The organism is Negativicoccus succinicivorans, from assembly GCF_018373335.1.
Taxonomy (GTDB): domain Bacteria; phylum Bacillota; class Negativicutes; order Veillonellales; family Negativicoccaceae; genus Negativicoccus; species Negativicoccus succinicivorans_A.
Window position 1 is genome coordinate 1 of the sequence record NZ_JAHAHH010000004.1, and the last position, 18,080, is coordinate 18,080.

20 protein-coding genes are annotated in these 18,080 nt (G+C 56.5%); 15 read left to right on the plus strand and 5 right to left on the minus strand.

The window, feature by feature from the left end; all coding sequences use genetic code 11:
- The coding region (locus KH813_RS00820; protein WP_303992021.1) for a DUF711 family protein at positions 1–884 on the minus strand (884 nt) is incomplete at its 3' end.
- Positions 885–892: 8 nt separating this feature from the next.
- Complete coding sequence (locus KH813_RS00825) at positions 893–1,165, minus strand: ACT domain-containing protein (protein WP_024047991.1); 273 nt, start codon at positions 1,163–1,165, stop codon at positions 893–895.
- Positions 1,166–1,306: 141 nt separating this feature from the next.
- Here KH813_RS00825 and KH813_RS00830 point away from each other — a divergent pair, with 141 nt between their 5' ends.
- The 3 genes from KH813_RS00830 to KH813_RS00840 are packed head-to-tail and all read left to right on the plus strand — an operon-like array spanning position 1,307 to position 4,387.
- Positions 1,307–2,068, plus strand: a complete 762-nt coding sequence (locus KH813_RS00830; RefSeq protein ID WP_303992026.1) for an exodeoxyribonuclease III — start codon at positions 1,307–1,309, stop codon at positions 2,066–2,068.
- Positions 2,069–2,081: 13 nt separating this feature from the next.
- Positions 2,082–3,698 (plus strand): glycosyltransferase family 39 protein, encoded by a 1,617-nt coding sequence (locus tag KH813_RS00835; RefSeq protein ID WP_303992029.1) that lies wholly within the window; start codon positions 2,082–2,084, stop codon positions 3,696–3,698.
- Entirely contained in the window at positions 3,698–4,387 is a 690-nt protein-coding gene (locus tag KH813_RS00840) for a uracil-DNA glycosylase (protein WP_303992031.1), read from the plus strand. Before KH813_RS00835 ends, KH813_RS00840 begins: the two co-directional genes overlap by 1 nt.
- 9 nt (positions 4,388–4,396) lie before the next feature.
- Here KH813_RS00840 and larE read toward each other — a convergent pair whose 3' ends face one another.
- A complete protein-coding gene (larE, locus tag KH813_RS00845) occupies positions 4,397–5,224 on the minus strand; it encodes an ATP-dependent sacrificial sulfur transferase LarE (protein WP_303992034.1) in 828 nt (275 codons plus the stop codon).
- Positions 5,199–6,353, minus strand: a complete 1,155-nt coding sequence (locus KH813_RS00850) for a RuBisCO large subunit C-terminal-like domain-containing protein (protein WP_303992038.1) — start codon at positions 6,351–6,353, stop codon at positions 5,199–5,201. Before KH813_RS00850 ends, larE begins: the two co-directional genes overlap by 26 nt.
- 104 nt (positions 6,354–6,457) lie before the next feature.
- Between KH813_RS00850 and tpx the strand changes: the two genes are divergently transcribed.
- The 8 genes from tpx to KH813_RS00890 all read left to right on the plus strand — a co-directional run bounded on the left by tpx (position 6,458) and on the right by KH813_RS00890 (position 13,572).
- On the plus strand, positions 6,458–6,964 hold the full coding sequence (tpx, locus tag KH813_RS00855) for a thiol peroxidase (protein WP_075939514.1): 507 nt from the start codon (positions 6,458–6,460) through the stop codon (positions 6,962–6,964).
- Positions 6,965–7,080: 116 nt separating this feature from the next.
- Positions 7,081–8,247, plus strand: a complete 1,167-nt coding sequence (locus KH813_RS00860) for a pyridoxal phosphate-dependent aminotransferase (protein ID WP_303992043.1) — start codon at positions 7,081–7,083, stop codon at positions 8,245–8,247.
- A gap of 111 nt (positions 8,248–8,358) precedes the next feature.
- Entirely contained in the window at positions 8,359–9,363 is a 1,005-nt protein-coding gene (locus tag KH813_RS00865) for an MBL fold metallo-hydrolase (RefSeq protein WP_303992045.1), read from the plus strand.
- A complete protein-coding gene (locus KH813_RS00870) occupies positions 9,318–10,415 on the plus strand; it encodes a S1C family serine protease (RefSeq protein ID WP_303992048.1) in 1,098 nt (365 codons plus the stop codon). The genes KH813_RS00865 and KH813_RS00870 overlap by 46 nt, the downstream gene beginning before the upstream one ends.
- The gene (locus KH813_RS00875) at positions 10,415–10,894 is read left to right on the plus strand and encodes a 23S rRNA (pseudouridine(1915)-N(3))-methyltransferase RlmH (protein ID WP_303992051.1); all 480 of its coding nucleotides are present in this window, start codon (positions 10,415–10,417) and stop codon (positions 10,892–10,894) included. The genes KH813_RS00870 and KH813_RS00875 overlap by 1 nt, the downstream gene beginning before the upstream one ends.
- 11 nt (positions 10,895–10,905) lie before the next feature.
- Positions 10,906–12,159: a hypothetical protein gene (locus tag KH813_RS00880; RefSeq protein WP_303992053.1), complete on the plus strand. Its 1,254-nt coding sequence runs from the start codon at positions 10,906–10,908 to the stop codon at positions 12,157–12,159.
- Between the two features lie 12 nt (positions 12,160–12,171).
- Positions 12,172–13,053, plus strand: coding sequence for a site-2 protease family protein (locus KH813_RS00885; RefSeq protein ID WP_303992054.1), 882 nt, complete (start codon positions 12,172–12,174; stop codon positions 13,051–13,053).
- Positions 13,054–13,104: 51 nt separating this feature from the next.
- Entirely contained in the window at positions 13,105–13,572 is a 468-nt protein-coding gene (locus KH813_RS00890) for a CBS domain-containing protein (RefSeq protein ID WP_303992057.1), read from the plus strand.
- Positions 13,573–13,648: 76 nt separating this feature from the next.
- Here the strand turns inward: KH813_RS00890 and KH813_RS00895 are convergent, their stop codons facing one another.
- On the minus strand, positions 13,649–14,389 hold the full coding sequence (locus tag KH813_RS00895) for a DJ-1 family glyoxalase III (protein ID WP_303992060.1): 741 nt from the start codon (positions 14,387–14,389) through the stop codon (positions 13,649–13,651).
- A 120-nt stretch (positions 14,390–14,509) separates the two neighbouring features.
- On the opposite strand from KH813_RS00895, the gene KH813_RS00900 reads away from it, so the two are divergent.
- The 4 genes from KH813_RS00900 to glmU all read left to right on the plus strand — a co-directional run bounded on the left by KH813_RS00900 (position 14,510) and on the right by glmU (position 18,079).
- Positions 14,510–15,115, plus strand: coding sequence for a cyclodeaminase/cyclohydrolase family protein (locus KH813_RS00900; RefSeq protein WP_303992062.1), 606 nt, complete (start codon positions 14,510–14,512; stop codon positions 15,113–15,115).
- 91 nt (positions 15,116–15,206) lie between these two features.
- Positions 15,207–15,653 (plus strand): OmpH family outer membrane protein, encoded by a 447-nt coding sequence (locus KH813_RS00905; protein ID WP_303992063.1) that lies wholly within the window; start codon positions 15,207–15,209, stop codon positions 15,651–15,653.
- A 229-nt stretch (positions 15,654–15,882) separates the two neighbouring features.
- Positions 15,883–16,716, plus strand: a complete 834-nt coding sequence (purR, locus tag KH813_RS00910; protein WP_303992066.1) for a pur operon repressor — start codon at positions 15,883–15,885, stop codon at positions 16,714–16,716.
- On the plus strand, positions 16,709–18,079 hold the full coding sequence (gene glmU, locus KH813_RS00915) for a bifunctional UDP-N-acetylglucosamine diphosphorylase/glucosamine-1-phosphate N-acetyltransferase GlmU (RefSeq protein ID WP_303992069.1): 1,371 nt from the start codon (positions 16,709–16,711) through the stop codon (positions 18,077–18,079). The genes purR and glmU overlap by 8 nt, the downstream gene beginning before the upstream one ends.
- The last annotated feature ends 1 nt before the right edge of the window (position 18,080 follow it).

The window sequence follows — 18,080 nt, forward strand, 5'->3', positions numbered from 1 at the left end:
AGACCCATTTCTTCCAAGATTTTGGCGACGCTGTCGCCGATTTCACTCGTCGGCGCGAGCGACAGGTCGATGATGCCGAACGGCGCGTGCAGACGCTCCGCCGCCACCTGCGCGACGAGCTGACCGACGCGCGTGACCATGAACGCCGTTTCTTTGATCGTTTCCGCGACGACATCAAACGATTCGCCGCGTACTTCTTCAAGCGCCCGTTTGACAACGCCCGGACCGGAGACACCGACGTGAACGGCGAGATCGCCTTGCGTTACGCCGTGGAATGCGCCCGCCATGAACGGATTGTCTTCGACCGGATTGCAGAACGCTACGAGTTTGGCGCAGCCCAAAGCGTCGTTGTCGGCGGTTAAAGCGGCCGTTTTTTTGATGATTTCGCCGATTTGCCGCACGGCGTCCATATTAATGCCTGATTTTGTGGAGCCGATGCCGATGGAGGAGCAGACGCGATCGGTGGTCGCCAGTGCTTCCGGAACGGAATCGAGCAAAATCTGGTCGCCGCGCGTGATGCCGTTTTGCACGAGCGCGGAAAAACCGCCGATAAAATCAATGCCGCATGTTTTCGCGGCGCGATCCAAGGCCTGCGCGACCGGCACATAATCGGTCAGGTCGCTCGCTTCCGCGACGAGCGAAATCGGCGTGACGGCGACGCGCTTATTGATGATCGGCACGCCGTATTCACGGGAAATGGCTTCCGCGGTGGGAACGAGATTTTCCGCGACGCGACAAATGTGATCGTAGATTTTTTGACACATGGCTTCGCCGTCGCGGTCAACGCAGCCGCGCAGGGAAACGCCGAGCGTGACGGTGCGCACGTCCAGACGATTTTCCTCAAACATGCGGCGAGTGGCTAAAATATCTTCAATATCCAGCATAGAACCTCCTACACGCGGTGCATTTTATAAAACACATCGGCGAGTTGCGCGCGAATATCCAGCCCCATGCTTTCACCGAGCTCCGCGAACTGTTTTTGCAAGGTTTGCATATCCAATTCCGCATCCGTCATGTCGCCCATCAGCACCATGTTGAAGAAACCGTCTAAAATGGTTTGATTAATCGATAACACATTGATTTTTTGTTCGGCGAGCACTTTGGTGACCGCCGCGATGATGCCGACGCGATCCGCGCCGAGCACCGTTATCACTACCCGTTTCATCGCAGTCCTCCTCCTAAATTTTTGTTTATTATAGCACAGCGCGAGTGCTTTACGTGGATCGGTTATGTAAAATAACGGCGCTTATTTTGACAAACGCGCGGCGAGTTTCATACAATAGAACGGACAGTAAAGGAGGATTTCATGCATTACGTATCTTGGAATGTCAACGGTTTACGCGCGGCTGTGCGTAAAGGTTTTATGGAACGATTTGATGAATTCGCCGCGGACGCGGTTTGTCTGCAGGAAACGAAAATGCAGCCGCACCAAATGGAGTTGGATTTGCCGGGCTACTATCAGTTTTGGAACAGCGCCGTCAAAAAAGGTTATAGCGGCACCGCCATTTTCACGAAACATGAACCGCTGCATGTATCGTACGGGATCGCGATCGAAGAGCATGATCAGGAGGGGCGCGTGATTACGCTCGAATATCCGGATCATTACCTCGTCACCTGCTATACGCCGAACAGTCAGCGGGAGCTCGCGCGGCTCGACTACCGTATGACTTGGGAAGACGCGTTCCGCGCGTATTTGTTGGCGTTGAACGAGGAGAAGCCGGTCGTGTTGTGCGGCGATTTGAATGTGGCGCATAAAGAAATCGATTTGAAAAATCCGAAGACGAATCGTCGCAACGCCGGTTTCACCGATGAAGAACGCGATATGATGACGAAGTTGCTGGATGCCGGCTTTACCGATTCATTCCGTTACCTGTATCCGGACGCGATCGACGCGTACACGTGGTGGAGTTATTTCGCGAAATCGCGCGAACGCAATGTCGGGTGGAGAATTGATTATTTCCTGGTGTCGGATCGTCTGGCGCCGAAGATTCAGGAAGCGCGGATTTATCCCGAAGTCATGGGAAGCGACCACTGCCCGGTGGATATCGTGTTGGATTTGGGTCGTTGAGTGAGGCGACGTTTTGAAGAATATATTATTATGGCGCAAGTACGGCGGCCTGTTTCTGCTGGCGCTGATCACGTTGTGCGCGTTTAATTGGAATTTACCGGTGACGGATCCGGTGGAGTCCAACTACGCTTTGACGGCGAAAGAAATGGTGCTGGCAGGAAACTGGATATCGCCGCAGATTTACGGACATTACTGGTTTGATAAACCGATTTTCGCGTATTGGCTGCTGGAAATTTCCTACGCGTTGTTCGGGTTCGGCGATTTCGCGTCGCGTTTGCCCGGCGCGGTCATGGGAGCGGCGACAGTCGTGATGACGGGCGTTTTGGGCGAATGTTTTTGGCGGCGCAAAGACGCGTACTGGTACAGCGGTTTATTTTTGCTGACGACATTTGCGTTTTGGGTGCTCAGCCGCGGCGTGGTCACGGATCCGGCGCTGCTTTTGTGGACGGCGGTGACGATGTACGGCGCGTATCGCGGTTTGACGGAAAATTCGCGTCGCTGCATGATGCTCGCGTACGCGGGCGCGGGGTTGGCCGTGCTTACCAAAGGGCCGGTGGGACTTGTGCTGCCGGGCTTGATTTTATTGGTCTGGCTCGCCGTGACGCCCGACGCGCGCCGCTGGAAACGCCTGTTTGACCCGGCGGGCATCGCCGTGTTTTTCCTCGTGGCGGCGCCTTGGTACGTCACGATGTACATGACGCACGGCGCGGATTTTATTGAAGGTTTCCTGGGTCTGCACAATATTACGCGGGCCACGGTTTCCGAACATCCCGAGGATAATCACTGGTATTATTACTTGCTGATTTTGCCGCTTTCGGTGCTGCCGTGGACGCCGTTAGCGTTGCGGGAGATCGTTCGCGCGCGTTGGGAAACGTCGGCGGCGTATCGTTTCTGCGTGGTTTGGACTGTGGTCACATTGCTCTTTTACACGGCGATGGCGACCAAGTACATCACGTATACGTATATCGCGATTTTGCCGCTGGTGTTGCTCGCGGTACGCGCCTGGCTGCGCGCGGTTGACAGCGGCTGCAACAAATATGACGCGTGGCTCACGGCGCCCGCCTTTTTCATGACGGCCTTGTATCTCGGCGCAACGGCTTACTCGCAGCGTTCGCTGATCGGCTTGGCCGCCGTGCTTTTGATTTTCTTCGCGTACACGTTGTGGCGCAGTCGTCGCAACGGTTCCCGCGCGGGTCGTTTCGCGCGGATTGCGTGGATGCTGGTGATCGCTTCCCTTTTGCTGACAGCGGAAGGATTGCCGTCGGTGCTGCGTGATCGGAGCACGGAAGAACTCACGTCGGCGTGGGCCGCGGAGCCGGGCGTTCACTACTGCTACCGCTCGTACACGACCTCGTTCCCGTTTTATGCGGGGATCGTGCCGATTTTTGCCGATCGTAATGAAGAAAAAAATGAGGTGTGGGCGGGTAAGTACACGATGCCGCAGATGACGGAGGAAGAGTTTATGGAGGTACTGGAGCGCGATGAGGAAGTGACGTTGTTGGTGCCGCGTTCGCAGCGCAAGCACTTTTTCGATGAACCGTACGCGCCTCTTTTGCAGTTGAAAGAAAGTTTTCATTCCGGTGATATTTACGTGAATACGGCTTCGTTACGAAGTCCGGCGGAGGGATAATGGAGAGCGATATCGAAGCGTTGCTTGCAGATTTGCGCGCGTATACGAGTGACGATGTCGCGAATCCCTGGCGCGAGCAGGACGAGACGGAACTCGATTTGCCGGGCGCGGCGGCGTGTCGGCGTGACTATTTGCGCCGCTACCTGGCGGTGCGACCCGCGCCGCGCGTGTTGCTGCTGGCGGAGGCGGCGGGGTATCAGGGCTGCCGCTTTTCCGGAATTGCGCTGACCTGCGAACGCATGCTTTTGGGACATCACAAACGCGTCGGCCCGCAGGATATTTTTCTGACGCCGGAAACGGTCGAACGCACATCGCGCGTGACGGACGAGATGCCGAACACGCGCGCCCGCCTCGGCTATAACGAACCGACGGATACCATGGTGTGGCAGGCGGCACTGGACGCGGGACTGCAACCGGAATCCTTTTTGCTTTGGAATATTTTTCCGTTTCACCCGTATCCGCAGACGAATCCGCTCGCCAATCGCACGCCGCAGGAAGCGGAACTCGCCGCGGGACTGACGTTCGCGCGACGGATTATCGACATGTATCGGCCGCCGCTGATTTTCGCGATCGGTCGCAAAGCGCAACAGATGCTCGCGCAGGGCGGCATTCCAAGCGTCGCGTTACGCCATCCGGCGAACGGCGGCGCGACCGAATTTCGGCGCGGCTTTCAAGAAGCTATTCAATAAAAAAACACCTCAGCGAGGTGTTTTTTTATTGTCTTCATGATCATAGCGGCCGCTTCGGTAGCCGTCGGGCGCGAATTGCACAGCCGCGATACCGAATTGGCGAACGCATTGCAATAATTTTTGTTTACGCTTCGCGGAGATGCGCGCCAATCGATTGGCATCCGCTTCAATCGTCGCGGCGCGACCGTCATAGCGCAGCCGCAACGGTTCGCCCAAGACGGCGCGCAAAAGAGTTTCCACTACCGCGATTTTAGTCAATGTTTGCGCGTCGAGTTCGGTTCCGTACGGAAAGCGGGTGGCGAGACAGGGCGCGGCCGGTTTATCCCAAATGGGCAGACCGAGATGGCGGGCGACATCGCGAATGTCCGCTTTCGTAAAGTGCGCGCCGAGATACGGCGAAGTCACGGGCAGTTCCCGCAGTGCCCGTAAGCCCGGCCGGTATTGGCCGAGGTCGTCCATATTGCTGCCTTCCCAGACCGCCCGGTAACCGTGCGTGCGCGAGTACTCCAGCAAGGCGGCAAAGCGACGATATTTGCAGTGGTAGCAGCGATCCGGCGCGTTTTGCGCGACGGCGTCACAGTCGAGATCCGGCGTCGGCCATTCCATGTGGCGGATGCCGTAATTTGCGGCAAAGCGGCGCGCCGCGATGCGTTCCGCAGGCGGGAGCAGCGGACTCACGCAGGTGACGGCGAGTAAATTGTCGCCGAGCATTTGCTGACCGAGGTACGCGAGCAGTGAAGAATCAATACCGCCCGAATAGGCGAGCACGACGCGTTCGTCGGCTTTTAACAGTCGGCGCAGCCGCGTCAGTTTAGCGAGCGTTTCCGGCGTGAGCATAGATCGCTTCGACTCCTGCCAAAAAGCGGCGCGCGTTTTCTTCGATATCGGGACTTTCACGGAACAACGCGCCGCCGACGAGGTACATAATATCGTCACCGTAGATTTGCGGCAATTCGGCGATGGCGTCAAGCGTCATGCCGCCGCCGATGGCGGGCAACAGCGGGCGGCAATTTCCCCACGCGCAGAGCGCGCCGTCACGGCTCGCCAGACACGCGTCGTTGCGCACGCCGAAACGGCCGCCGCCGCCCACGACGATGACACTGTCGGCGCCGGCCAAGCGCGGAAACAAACCGTTATAGACGAAGGGGGAAACCACCGGTCGCGGACCGCGCACCATCGGGCCGCTCCAGGACGGGTGGCAGACAATGGGCAAGGTGAAGTCGGGATGCTTCGCGAGTTCGTGCACACTGCCCCAACCGGTCAAGGCCGGCGCTACCATAATTCCGTTCGCGCCGAGCTCCTGCGCGCAGAGCGCGCGTTCGATCAATTCCACGCCGGCGCTTGTGATATTCGGCAAGTACGCTGTGTGGTGGCCGGTTTGCGCGTTGGCGTTCGCGACTGCGTTGACGCAAACCGTCACGCGTTCCCGAAAGGGAGAAAATGGTTGATTATGCAAACTGTGGTCGTCTTTTATCACCGCCACGCCCGCGCGGGCGAAGGCGCTCGCCATGGCGGCGAATTCGCGGCTGCTGTGACCGATGGGTTTGAGCACCGCCATTACCAACGGCCCGGAGGGGACCTGCCAATAGTCGCGCAAACCGTTAAGACCGTACCGCGGACCGGGGTATTCGGCGGCGAGTTCCGGACTCAACGTGAAATCCAGCAAGCGCGTTTTTATTTGCAATGAGGAATTTCCGTACAGCATATTCAAAAGCTGTAAAAATTCACACTGCACCGCTTCGGCGGGATAACTGACGGTGACTTTCCATTCCGTTTCATTAAACGGTTCAAGGGCTTCGATACGGCCGGTCATTTCATCGGCGTACCAGGTGCCTTCCACCAATTCGTAGGGATATTCAATCGTCTGTTCGACGGCGAGATTATGAGCGAGTTGCTCCGCTTCGTCGCGATCGTTCGCGGTGACGGCGTACGCGGCCTGCCAGCGGGGAAGAGATAAATGCGTCATAAAGACCTCCTTTATTGTCATTATCTTACCACGGACGAAGGGGCGCGCGTGATATAATATAAGTGTACCGATTCATTTACATGTTATCTGAGGAGGAAAATATTATGGAAAAACGCACTACCAAATGGGATGGTCAGGAATTGGCTCTCGCCGGTAAGGAAATTAAAGTCGGTGATACCGCGCCGGACGCGACGTTGGTCGCACGGGATTTAACGGCTAAAAAATTGTCGGATTGGGACGGCCAAATTAAAGTTCTCTTGGCGATGCCGTCGATGGATACGCCGGTTTGCCAAAACCAGGTTCGCCAGTTCAACAAAGACGCGGTCGATTTCGCCGATGACGTCGTCGTCATCGCGTTGAGCACGGACTTGCCGTTTGCGCAGGAACGTTTCTGCGCGGCGGAAGGATTGGATCGCGTCGTCACGCTTTCCGACCACAAAACGGCGGAATTCGGTGAAAAATACGGTTACCTCGTTCCGGATCTGCGGCTGCTCTCGCGCGGCGTGGTCATCGTCGATCGCGACAATGTCGTGCGGTACATCGAATACGTGCCGGAAGCCAGCGATCAGGTTGACTTCGCGAGCGCCCTGGAAGCATTGAAAAAACTGTAATAAGAGGACCGCAAAAAATAAAAAGTCGCGCCCCGCGGTGCGGCTTTTTATTGCATTGAAACATGCGCGCGTCTTTGCTATGATGAAGTGAGATTATATATTTGAAGGAGGACCGCATGGACTGGAAAACAAAAATGGTGCCGCGGGTCGTTTCGATACCGCCGTCGGGCATTCGCAAATTTTTTGATTTGGCGAGTACCATGGACAATGTGATTTCACTCGGCGTGGGAGAACCTGATTTCAACGCGCCGGACAAAGTCATCCAAGCCTGCATCGCAAGTCTGGAAAAAGGGGAAACGTCCTACACGGGCAATTCCGGTATTTTACCTTTGCGTGAAGAAATCGCCAAACTGTTCGCCGAACATTACGGCGTCGAATACGATCCCAAGACGGAGATCACGGTGACGATCGGCGTTTCGGAAGCGATCGACATGACTTTGCGCGCGCTGTTGAATCCGGGAGATGAAGTACTGATCCCCGATCCGGCCTATGTGGCGTATCCGGCTTGCGTGACGCTGGCGGGAGGCACACCGGTACTCGTTCCGACGCGGCAGGAAGACGGTTTCCGTCTGACGGCCAAAGCGCTGGAACAATATATTACCGCGAAAACAAAAGTGTTGCTGATCGGTTTCCCGAACAACCCGACGGGCACGGTCATGGATCGCGAATCGCTTCTGGCGATCGCTGAAGTGGCGAAACGGCATGACCTTGTCGTCATTTCCGATGAAATCTACGCGGAATTGACGTATGAAGGCGCTCACACCTGCATCGCGTCGTTACCGGGCATGCGGGAACGCACCGTCGTTTTCAACGGCTTTTCCAAAGCCTACGCGATGACCGGCATGCGCATCGGTTACGCCTGCGCGCCGCGCGAACTCACGGAAACGATGTTCAAGATCCACCAGTACGCGATTATGTGCGCGCCGACAACCAGTCAGAAAGGAGCGCTCACCGCGTTGCGCGAATGCGACGCGGATGTCGCCGCGATGAAAGCGGAATACGACCGTCGCCGCCTGTTCGTATACGACGAACTGACGAAAATGGGCTTGCCCTGCGTGAAGCCGCAAGGCGCTTTCTACATTTTCCCGGATATTCGCAGCACGGGACTTACGGATAACGAATTCGCCGAAGGTTTACTCGCCGCCGAACGCGTCGCCGTCGTGCCGGGTTCGGCATTTGGCGAACAGGGGAAAGGCCACGTGCGCATTTCCTATGCGTCGAGCATGGAAAACCTCGCCGAAGCCATGAAACGTATCGCGCGTTTTATCACCTCAAAAAAATAAAGCAATGACCCTCAGACAGCGGACAAAATGTCCGCTGTTTTTGCTTGCGGAAAGGTGCGCGCCGCCGCGCATATGCTATAATAAAAATTAATGTAAGAACGGGGGAAAACATTGCCGAAAACGCAGTTTAACACACTGGAAGATTTAGCGCGCGAGATTGCGAACGGGCGCGGTCAATATACTGAAAAGAATACGATTAAAAGCGCTGCGCAGGATACGGCGCGCATCGCGCCGAGTGAAACCATGGCGGCGACGGAACGACCGGAACTCGAAATGGTTACGCTGGCCTCTTCGAGCAAGGGCAATGCCACGTTAGTGCGCACGCCGCGAACGCAGGTGCTGGTCGATTGTGGGATCAGCGCGCGCCGCATCACGCAGGCGCTGGCGGAACTGCATGTCGATCCGGCGCAACTGGCCGGCGTTTTGCTGACGCATGAACACAGCGATCACGTAAAAGGCTTAGCCGCGTTTTTGAAGCGCTATCCTTTGCCGGTGTATACGACACGCGCGACGTTTCAGGCGCTCGGCGAGACCGCGGTGACGTACGCGCGCCGCTTTGTGGAAATAACGCGGCCGTTTACGCTCGGCGATTTGGATGTGGAACGGTTCGCGATCAGTCATGACGCGGCAGATCCGGGCGGATTCACGTTCGCCGCGACGCGCGTGCAAGCCGCGGTCTGCACCGACTTGGGCTTTGTGTCGTCCGATGTGGAGGCGGCGTTGCGGGAAGCCACGCTGCTGGTGCTCGAAGCCAACCACGATCCCGACATGTTGCGCGAAGGACCGTACAGCGCGTTTTTGAAAGCACGCATTTTGGGTGCGCGCGGCCATTTGGCGAACGGCGAAACCGGCCGCTTGCTGGCTCGGTTGTACCGGGGCCGACGACTGGATGTTATTTTAGCGCATCGCAGTGAAACGAATAATACTTGCGCGGCGGTTGCCGCGGCGATGGAAGCAATGCTCGGCGCCACCGGTATTAAAGACGAGGCGGCGGGGATTCACTGGCAGCACGGCGCCGTTTTGGGAAATGTGCGCTGCGCGTCGAAAACTATTACGAACGAGGAGAAAGAATGCGAAACAATCGTAAATACATCATTATTATCGTCGTCCTGCTGATCATTATCGGGGTGCTGCTGGGCGTCTTTTTGGGACGGCACTGGTGGGCGCCGCAAGGCGACGGCAACGACTTGGAATCCTTGAATACGCCGAAAGAAGAACGGATTTTATCCAATGTCCGCAACACTTCGATCGTGCAGGCCGTCAAACAGGTGGGGCCCGCGGTGGTGGGCATCAGCACGAAAGTGTATGATCGCGATATGTTCAATCGGCGCGTGCTGGTCGGCGAAAGCGTCGGCAGCGGCGTCATTTTCGATAAGCGGGGATACATCGTCACCAACTACCATGTAGTGGGTACAAGCGATGACGTCAACGTCATGTTGGCGACAAACGAAACGATTACCGGCAAAGTGATCGGCCGCGATGAAGCCACCGATCTCGCCGTTATTAAAATTGAACATGAAGCGTTGCCGGTGGCGGAACTCGGCGACTCGAGCTCACTGGTCGTCGGCGAACCGGCGATCGCGATCGGCAATCCGTTGGGCTTGGAATTGCGCGGCACGGTGACGGTCGGCGTGATTTCCGCGTTAAACCGCACGATCAATCCGCTGGAACAGCATTATCCGTTGATTCAGACGGACGCGGCGATCAACCAGGGTAACAGCGGCGGGGCGCTGGTCAACGCCGAGGGCAAGGTGGTCGGCATCAACAGCGCCAAAATCGCGAATAACGGCGTGGAAGGTTTGGGCTTTGCCATTCCGATCAACGCGGCGCGACCGATCTTAAAGGAATTGATTGAGCATGGCGAAATCCGTCGCGCCTACATCGGCGTATGGGCGGTCGATCAAGCCATTGCGGCTCGTTACGGTTACGAGTGGCCGGCGGGCGAAACCGGTGTTCTCGTAGTGAAAAAAGATCCGCGCGGACCGCTCGGCATGACCGATGTGGGATCGGGCGATTTTCTGACGGTGGTGAACGGTCAGGCGATCGCGAGTCTTCAAGAGTTGCGACAGCAGATCGACGCGCAGGCGCCGGGGCAGACCGTTACGCTCGGGTATCGTCATGAAGGCATGGAGAGAACCGCCGAAGTGACGTTGCAGGAGGCGCGCTGATGCGCTATCGTCTGCTTTGCGTCGGCAAATTAAAACAGGATTTTCTCAAAGAGGCTTGCGCGGAATACATCAAAAGGTTGCGTCCGTACGGCGAACTGACATGCATCGAAGTACCGGAAGCCAAGACGACGACGCGGCCGAGCGAAAAAGAGCGCGAAGCGCAGCTGGAAGAAGAAGGAAACGCGTTGCTGCAGCATATTCGTCCGCAGGATTACCTGATCGTGCTGGATTTGCACGGTAAGGAACTGTCGTCGACGGATTTCGCGGCGAAGCTCGCGGATCTCGCGGTCGACGGCGTCGGCGAAGTGACGCTGGCGATCGGCGGCGCGTACGGGCTCGGCGCGAACTTGCGCCAGCGGGCGCAGTTTCGCTGGGCGCTTTCGCCTTTGACATTTACGCATCAAATGACGCGGTACCTGGTATTGGAACAACTCTACCGCGCCGCTAAAATTAATCATCGGGAACCCTATCATTGGTAAGAGGTGACGGCATGGCAAACGAGCAGGATCAAAACAAGCAGGAAAAAGATTGGGCGCAAATTATCGACAAGAGTCGCAAGGACAATGCCAACATCATGTCGATGTTTCCCACCGCGCCTCATCAGCAGGCGACATTTACGGAACGTTTTCGCGCGCAGACGGCGGCCAGCGGCGAAGAACTGCTGACGATGCAAAATCAGTTGCGGGAGATACGTGATGAATGGCTCGCCGCCCGCGCGGAGGCGTTGGCGGCGCAACCGATTGTCACAACGCCGGTGGTCACTCGCGCGGCGCGAACACGCACGCACCGTCACGGTCATTTCACGCGACGCGCTTTCGCGGCGACGCCTCATTACTATGCGAAGACGGCGGACGGAACGCGCGAAGTCAATTTGGCGTACCATTATATGACGGCGCGGCGCGCGCATACGCAGGCGGCGCTCAGCGATTTTCGCGACTTGTTGGCCAACACGCATCAGCTTTTGGGCGGCATCGACGGTTTGACGGAAGTCATTGACGGTCTCGCGGCGGGCGGACTTACGCAAAATCAGCATCTTTTGTATGAAGAGGAATTGAAAAGCCTCGCGCGTCGGGTGAACGATCTGTACCAGCAGATCAACAGCGCGGCGTTTCACCTGAACGGCATGTTTAATAAAGAAAAAGAGATCGCCGTCAACCTGCATACGCACTCCGAAGCGCCGGCGGATATTTTGCGGCATCATCAGGCGGTGCTCTGGGCGTATCGCAAATATCTCGAATACCGGTCGAACGCGGCTCATACGTTGCAGACGGCGATGGAATCGTTGCAGATTTTCCTGCAGGCGATTCGCAAAGAAGTCATGCGCCGCAAGGTGGAAAATTTGCACCGCGATATGCAGGATATTACCGCGCAACGGCGCGAAATGATGGCGCGTCAGGCGGAGGAAGCGGCCGCGAAAGCGGAACTCGGCGAAGAATATATCCCGGAAGAATTGCCGGAACTGCCGCCGGTGCAAGCGCTGGCGGCTGCCGATCAGGCGGCGTCGGCGGAGGAAATGGCGCGCCGCGCAGAACAAATTCGCGCCGATCGGGAAGCGGCTCGCGTCGCCGCGGAGGAAGCGGAACTGCGCGCCGAGGAGGAGGCCGCAGAGGCCGCCGCCAAAGCGCGGGAAGAATCCGAATTCGGCGATGATGAAGAAGGCTCGCGCTCGATCGTGCCGTTGATTATTTTAATTCTTATTTTGGTCGGCGTCGGCGTCTACTACTTTTTAGAAATCAGAGGGTGATGGTTCCCGTTTATGACAGGTTACAACGAACCGCGCCGTGATCGTGACGAGGGTCCGATCGCGGACGGCGAATATCGAGTGATCGAAGATCGCGAATGGTCCACTGAGCGGCCGCCGCAAGAACCGCCGCGCCAACACTCCGGCAACGGCTTTCAGAAATCGGCCGGTCTCGGTCTGGGGGCGATGCTGCTGCTCTTGCTGAGCAAAGGCAAGAGCCTCTTGTTCGCGCTTAAATATACGAAATTTTTGGGCACGGCTGTTTCCATGTTCGTCATGATCTGGTCGTACGCGGTATTTTACGGTTGGCGGTACGCGGCGGGCATCGTGTTGATGATCGCCATCCATGAGTTCGGGCATTACGTCACGGCGAAAGCGGTCGGCATGCCGGTCTCGGCGCCGGTATTCATCCCGTTCGTGGGCGCGTTGATCACCATGAAAGTGCCGCCGAAAGACGCGTGGCAGGAAGCGATCGTCGCGCTGGGCGGTCCGTTCTTCGGGCTCGTGGCGGGACTGTGCGCACTGTACTGGGGCATCGTTAATCATTCCGGACTGGTGCAGGCGATCGCCTACTTCAGCTTTTTCATTACGCTCTTTAATATGATTCCGGTGTCGCCGCTTGACGGCGGTCGCATCGTCACCGCCCTTTCCCCCTGGGTATGGGTGGTCGGTTTGATCGTGATGGCCGTCGCCGCCTGGTATACATTCAGTCCGTTGATGATTCTGATTTTGTTCTTCGGTATCTATCGGGCGCGGCAGACTTGGTCACAACGGCACGATCCGCGGCAGCAGCGGTACTTCACCGTCAGCGCGCCGAAACGCTGGCTGATCGGTATCGCTTACGGTCTGATCACGGCGTTATCCGGCGTGGGCGTATATCTTTTCACCGGCGCGTAAAAGGAAATCGGCGAACGAAAGAGAACATATAAGTAAGAGGAGGTAACGACTATGAAAGCAACTGAAATCATGAGCAAATATGTCTTGACCTGCAGCAAAGATACGACGATTCATGAACTGATCCGGTTATTTGTCCGCAATAAGGTGACGGCGATTCCCGTTGTTGGCGATGATAACGAGTTGCTCGGGATTGTTTCCGAAGGGGATCTCCTGTACAAAAAAGTGCGCCCGCACGTGCCGCGCTACGTCAATGTCTTGGGCGCCAGCCTTTATTACAGCGGCTACGGGCAATATGAAGAAACGTTTCAAAAGTTATTGGCGACGCGCGCCGAAGAAATCATGACGAGAGACGTCGAGTACGTCGAGCCGGACGCCGACTCCAATACCGTTACGGATATGATGGTCGAGGACCATTTGAAAAATGTGCCGGTCGTGAAAGATAAACGGCTGGTCGGCATGATCTCGCGCGCGGATATTTTAGCCTTAATCGCGCGGGAAAATGATTTACCGATCGTATAGAGGCAATAAAAAAAGCAGCTCGTTTGAGCTGCTTTTTTTGTTGTTTTTATGCGATTGCGGAGCGCGGGCGCATTGATCAGTGATGATGACCGCAGCAGCCGCCTTCTTTTTCGTGATGGCCGCAACCGCAGTTGTCCGCGTGTTCATGATGGCCGCAGCAACAGCTTTCTTCTTCGTGATGACCGCAGCCGCAGCCGCAGCTTTCGCCGCCTTCCGTCGTACCGCACGCGCATTTGCCTTGCGCCATGCCGACGAGGGCCTTTTGGACGAGCGGCAGCAAAATTTGTCCCGCGACATCATTTCTCGCTTCTTCGCCCTTGATGATGTCGATTAATTTCAATGCGAAGAAGGGGGCGGTCAAAGGTCCGCGGCTCGTCAAAACGTTTTGATCGAAGAAGACGATTTCTTCATGCGCTTTTTTGAAACCGACGGCTTCTTCCATGCCCGGATAGCACACGCCTTCGATGTCTTTGGCAATGCCCGCGGCGTGTAACACGATGGGGCTGGCGCAAATGCTCGCGACCAGTTTGCCCGCGTCATGAAAATTTTTGATCGCCTTGGTGACGCGTTGATCGGCGGCCAGCGTTTCCGAACCGATCATGCCGCCCGGCGTAATAATGCCGGCGTAATCGTCGAGATGGATTTCATCCCATTTTTTATCCGCCTTGATCATGATATCGTGATCGCCGAGCGTTTCCAACGTGTCCATTGTCGAAATCGTATCGACATCGATGCTGGCGCGGCGCAAATACGTTACCACCAGTAACGCTTCCGTTTCTTCGTAACCTTTGCTCAATAAAACCATGTATTTGTTCATTGTGTCGCTCCTTTCCGAATTTACCGTAACATCTATATAATAATTATAGCAGACACGTGCGCATGCTTGCCAACGGGCGGGGGGCATGGCATACTGAAAACAAAACGCAAAGGAGTCGTTATGAATCAACCCACGCAAATGACACTCGCGGAATTCACCGCCGCTTTGGCAAGCGCCGCACCGACACCGGGCGGCGGCGGCGCCGGCGCGCTCGTTGGGGCGCAGGCCGTCGCGTTGGCGCAAATGGTCGCGGAACTGACATTGAAAAATGAACGCTATGCCGACGCGCATGAGGATATGCAAGCGGTGCGCGAAGAGGCGGAAGGTTTACGCGCCGAGGTTTTGAGCTATATTCAAAAAGACGCGGACGCGTTCGGAGCGCTCGTGGCCGCGTGGCGATTGCCTAAAGACGACCCTTCCCGAGCGGCGCGAAATGAAGCGGCGACGCGCGTGGCGGCGGAAGTACCGTTGGCTTTGGCCGAGGCGTGCGCGCGGATTTTTCCGTTGGCGGCGCAAGTTTTGGAAAAGGGCGTGGCGAGCGCGCGCTCGGACGGGGAATTGGCCGTCTTGTTCGCCGCGGCCGCGATACGCGGAGCGCTCTATAATGTGCGCATCAACATTAAAAATATGCCCGAAAATGAGTATACTAAACTTCTAATAGCGCGCCAAAAAACGCTGGAAACGCAAGCGGAGCAGGCGGAGCGGGAGTTACTCGGGCGCGTGTAGCCGCGCGGTCGACTTGGCAAGCAGGCTCAATTCATGTAAAATATATGTAGTTTCTAGGTAGTAACTATGTAGTAACTAAGGAGGAAACACTATGTTTAAAACAAGTATGATGACGGCCGTATTGGCGGCCGGTACGGTATTGAGTGCGTGCGCTGCGGGCACCGGCGTGTTGAATGTCGACATGGCATTGCAGGCCAGCCCGAAATATCAGCCGATGGTGCAGCAGATGCAGAAAGTGGAACAGCAGTATGCGCCGCAGCTGAAAGCTATGGAAGCGGACCTCAACCAAATGAAAACGCAGCAGGAACAGCAGCAGGCGATGCAAGGCAAATACAAAGCCTTGATTCAGTCCTACATGCAGGATCGTGAAAAAGCGACCGAGGCGTTGCAAAAAGATTTGAACAAAGCGACGCAGGACGTATTGCGCGATCAGAAACTGGATATCATCCTCGCGCAACCGGTTCAGATTGCCGCTAAAGCGAAAGACGAAAAAATCGTTGACGTAACTCCGGAAGTGGCAGCGAAATTGCAAAAATAAGTGAATTCATTAAACCGGCCTTCGGGCCGGTTTTTTGCGTCCGAGAATCAGAAGTTTTCCGCCGGTACGCGCCGCGGATCGGTAACGTTCGCCCTTCTCGATGAGCGAAATTAAGCGAACGTTCGTCATTGTGCGAATACTCCGCGAAAAAAATATAAATTCATTCTACTTTTTGATGAAAATTAGTGATGAGTATGCTATTCTATACTTACAGAAGAGAGGTGATCTCATGCCAAAACTTCGACGTGTCGAACGTATGGCGGCGCTGACTAAAATGTTGGCGGACCGTCCGCATGAGCTGATCCCTTTGTCTTTTTTTTGCGATTATTTCGGCATTGCCAAATCGACATTGAGCGAAGATCTGCTGTCGGTACGCCGCGCTTTTGATGCGTATCGGTTGGGGTCGCTGGAGACCGTTTTCGGCGCGGCCGGCGGGGTGCGTTACATCCCGTATCGGAAGGGGCGCGCCGCCAACCGGGTGCTGGAAACCATGGCGGCGAAACTCGAAAGCGGCGATCGGATTATCGCGGGCGGATTTTTGTACATGTCGGATATTTTGTACGACTGGCAATGGATGTCGGCAGTGGGAGAAATTTTCATGACCCGCTTTGCCGCCACGCAACCGGACTGCATTATGACAGTGGAGACAAAAGGGATCCTGCCGGCCATGATGGTGGCGCGGGCATTTAACAAACCGCTGGTCATCGCGCGGCGCGACAGCCGTGTGACGGAAGGATCGGCAATCAGCATTAATTACGTTTCGGGTTCCACTAAACGAATTCAGACGATGTCGCTTACCAAGCGGGCGCTCGCGCCGAATCAACGGGTGTTGATTATTGACGACTTCATGAAAGCCGGCGGCACCGCGAAAGGCATGAAAGAGCTTGTCTACGAATCGGGTTCGCAAACGGTCGGCGTCGGCGTATTGGTCGCCACCGCGGAGCCGCGGGAGAAAATGACCGGCGACTATATGCCGTTACTGGTGTTGGAAGGCGTCGATGAAGTGGAACGGCATGTCAGAATTCGCCCTCAGTTGGAACCGGAGGAGGAAATGAATGAGTAAACTTGTGGCGACGGTTTTAGCCGCAGGCAAAGGCACGCGCATGAAATCGCGGCAACCGAAAGTGTTGCACGAAGTCGGCGGCGTACCGATGGTGTCCCATGTATTGCGGAGCGCGAAGGCGGCGGGCGCAGACGACGCGGTCGTGATTGTCGGCTTCGGCGGCGATCGGGTTGCCGAGCGTCTCGGTTCGGCGTATCATTACGTTGAGCAAGCCGAACAGTTGGGAACGGGTCATGCTCTCATGCTCGCGCAAGAGGCGTTACAAGACGCGGACACGGTGCTCGTCATCTGCGGCGATACGCCGCTTTTGCGCGCCGAAACCCTGCGGGAGCTGATCGCGACGCATGCCCGACAGCAGGCGGCGGCGACGATTTTGACGACGACGTTCGCCGACCCGACGGGGTACGGTCGGATTATTCGCGATGCGGCGCAGAACGTGCGCAAGATTGTCGAAGAAAAAGACGCGTCGCCGGAAGAGAAAAAAGTCACGGAAGTCAATACCGGCACCTACTGCTTTGACGCCCGTAAACTGTGGCCGCAGTTGCAACGGATTACCAATGACAACGCGCAAGGCGAATACTATTTGACCGATGTCATTGATTTGCTGGTCAGCGCCGGCGAAACGGTGACGGCGGCGACCTGCGCGGACAGCGACGAAACGCTCGGCGTGAATTCGCGCGCGCAATTGGCGCAGGCGGAAGCGATTTTGCGGCAGCGCAAAAACGCGGAACTGATGGCGCAGGGCGTGACGCTGATCGATCCGGCGCGCACCTATGTGGACGCGGACGTTCGTGTCGGCCAAGACACGATTCTCGAACCGGGGACGATTTTGCGCAGCGGCACGGTTGTCGGCAACGGTTGCCATATCGGTCCGGATACGGAACTCGATCGCACGACGGTCGGCGACAACTCGCATTTGCATCGCACGTACGCGCATGAAGCGAGCGTCGGCAGCGGTTGCGAAATCGGCCCGTACGTTCATTTGCGGCCGAATACGAGGATCGCGGATCATGTCAAAGTCGGCAACTTCGTCGAAGTGAAAAACAGCACCGTCGGCGAAGGCACCAAACTGCCGCATTTGAGTTATCTCGGCGACAGCGATATCGGCGGCGGGGTCAACATCGGTTGCGGTACCATTACCGTGAACTACGACGGTCACAAGAAATATCGCACGACGATTGAAGACGGAGCGTTCGTCGGCTGCAACAGCAATCTGGTAGCGCCGGTTGTCATCGGTCGCGACGCCTATATCGGCGCGGGCTCGACGATTACCAAAGACGTTCCGGAAAAAGCGCTCGCCGTAGCGCGCGCTCGGCAATTTGTCAAAGAAGATTGGGTAAAGAAAGCGGAAGAAACAAAATAAA

Bases quoted from the DNA above. Each gene is read 5' to 3' on its own strand.
- tpx (WP_075939514.1), top strand. From the start codon at position 6,458: ATGGAAAAACGCACTACCAAATGGGATGGTCAGGAATTGGCTCTCGCC.
- KH813_RS00830 (WP_303992026.1), top strand. From the start codon at position 1,307: ATGCATTACGTATCTTGGAATGTCAACGGTTTACGCGCGGCTGTGCGT.
- KH813_RS00870 (WP_303992048.1), top strand. From the start codon at position 9,318: ATGCGAAACAATCGTAAATACATCATTATTATCGTCGTCCTGCTGATC.
- purR (WP_303992066.1), top strand. From the start codon at position 15,883: ATGCCAAAACTTCGACGTGTCGAACGTATGGCGGCGCTGACTAAAATG.
- KH813_RS00895 (WP_303992060.1), bottom strand. From the start codon at position 14,389: ATGAACAAATACATGGTTTTATTGAGCAAAGGTTACGAAGAAACGGAA.
- KH813_RS00880 (WP_303992053.1), top strand. From the start codon at position 10,906: ATGGCAAACGAGCAGGATCAAAACAAGCAGGAAAAAGATTGGGCGCAA.
- KH813_RS00840 (WP_303992031.1), top strand. From the start codon at position 3,698: ATGGAGAGCGATATCGAAGCGTTGCTTGCAGATTTGCGCGCGTATACG.
- KH813_RS00900 (WP_303992062.1), top strand. From the start codon at position 14,510: ATGAATCAACCCACGCAAATGACACTCGCGGAATTCACCGCCGCTTTG.
- KH813_RS00850 (WP_303992038.1), bottom strand. From the start codon at position 6,353: ATGACGCATTTATCTCTTCCCCGCTGGCAGGCCGCGTACGCCGTCACC.
- larE (WP_303992034.1), bottom strand. From the start codon at position 5,224: ATGCTCACGCCGGAAACGCTCGCTAAACTGACGCGGCTGCGCCGACTG.
- KH813_RS00875 (WP_303992051.1), top strand. From the start codon at position 10,415: ATGCGCTATCGTCTGCTTTGCGTCGGCAAATTAAAACAGGATTTTCTC.
- KH813_RS00885 (WP_303992054.1), top strand. From the start codon at position 12,172: ATGACAGGTTACAACGAACCGCGCCGTGATCGTGACGAGGGTCCGATC.
- KH813_RS00890 (WP_303992057.1), top strand. From the start codon at position 13,105: ATGAAAGCAACTGAAATCATGAGCAAATATGTCTTGACCTGCAGCAAA.
- KH813_RS00905 (WP_303992063.1), top strand. From the start codon at position 15,207: ATGTTTAAAACAAGTATGATGACGGCCGTATTGGCGGCCGGTACGGTA.
- KH813_RS00860 (WP_303992043.1), top strand. From the start codon at position 7,081: ATGGACTGGAAAACAAAAATGGTGCCGCGGGTCGTTTCGATACCGCCG.
- KH813_RS00825 (WP_024047991.1), bottom strand. From the start codon at position 1,165: ATGAAACGGGTAGTGATAACGGTGCTCGGCGCGGATCGCGTCGGCATC.
- glmU (WP_303992069.1), top strand. From the start codon at position 16,709: ATGAGTAAACTTGTGGCGACGGTTTTAGCCGCAGGCAAAGGCACGCGC.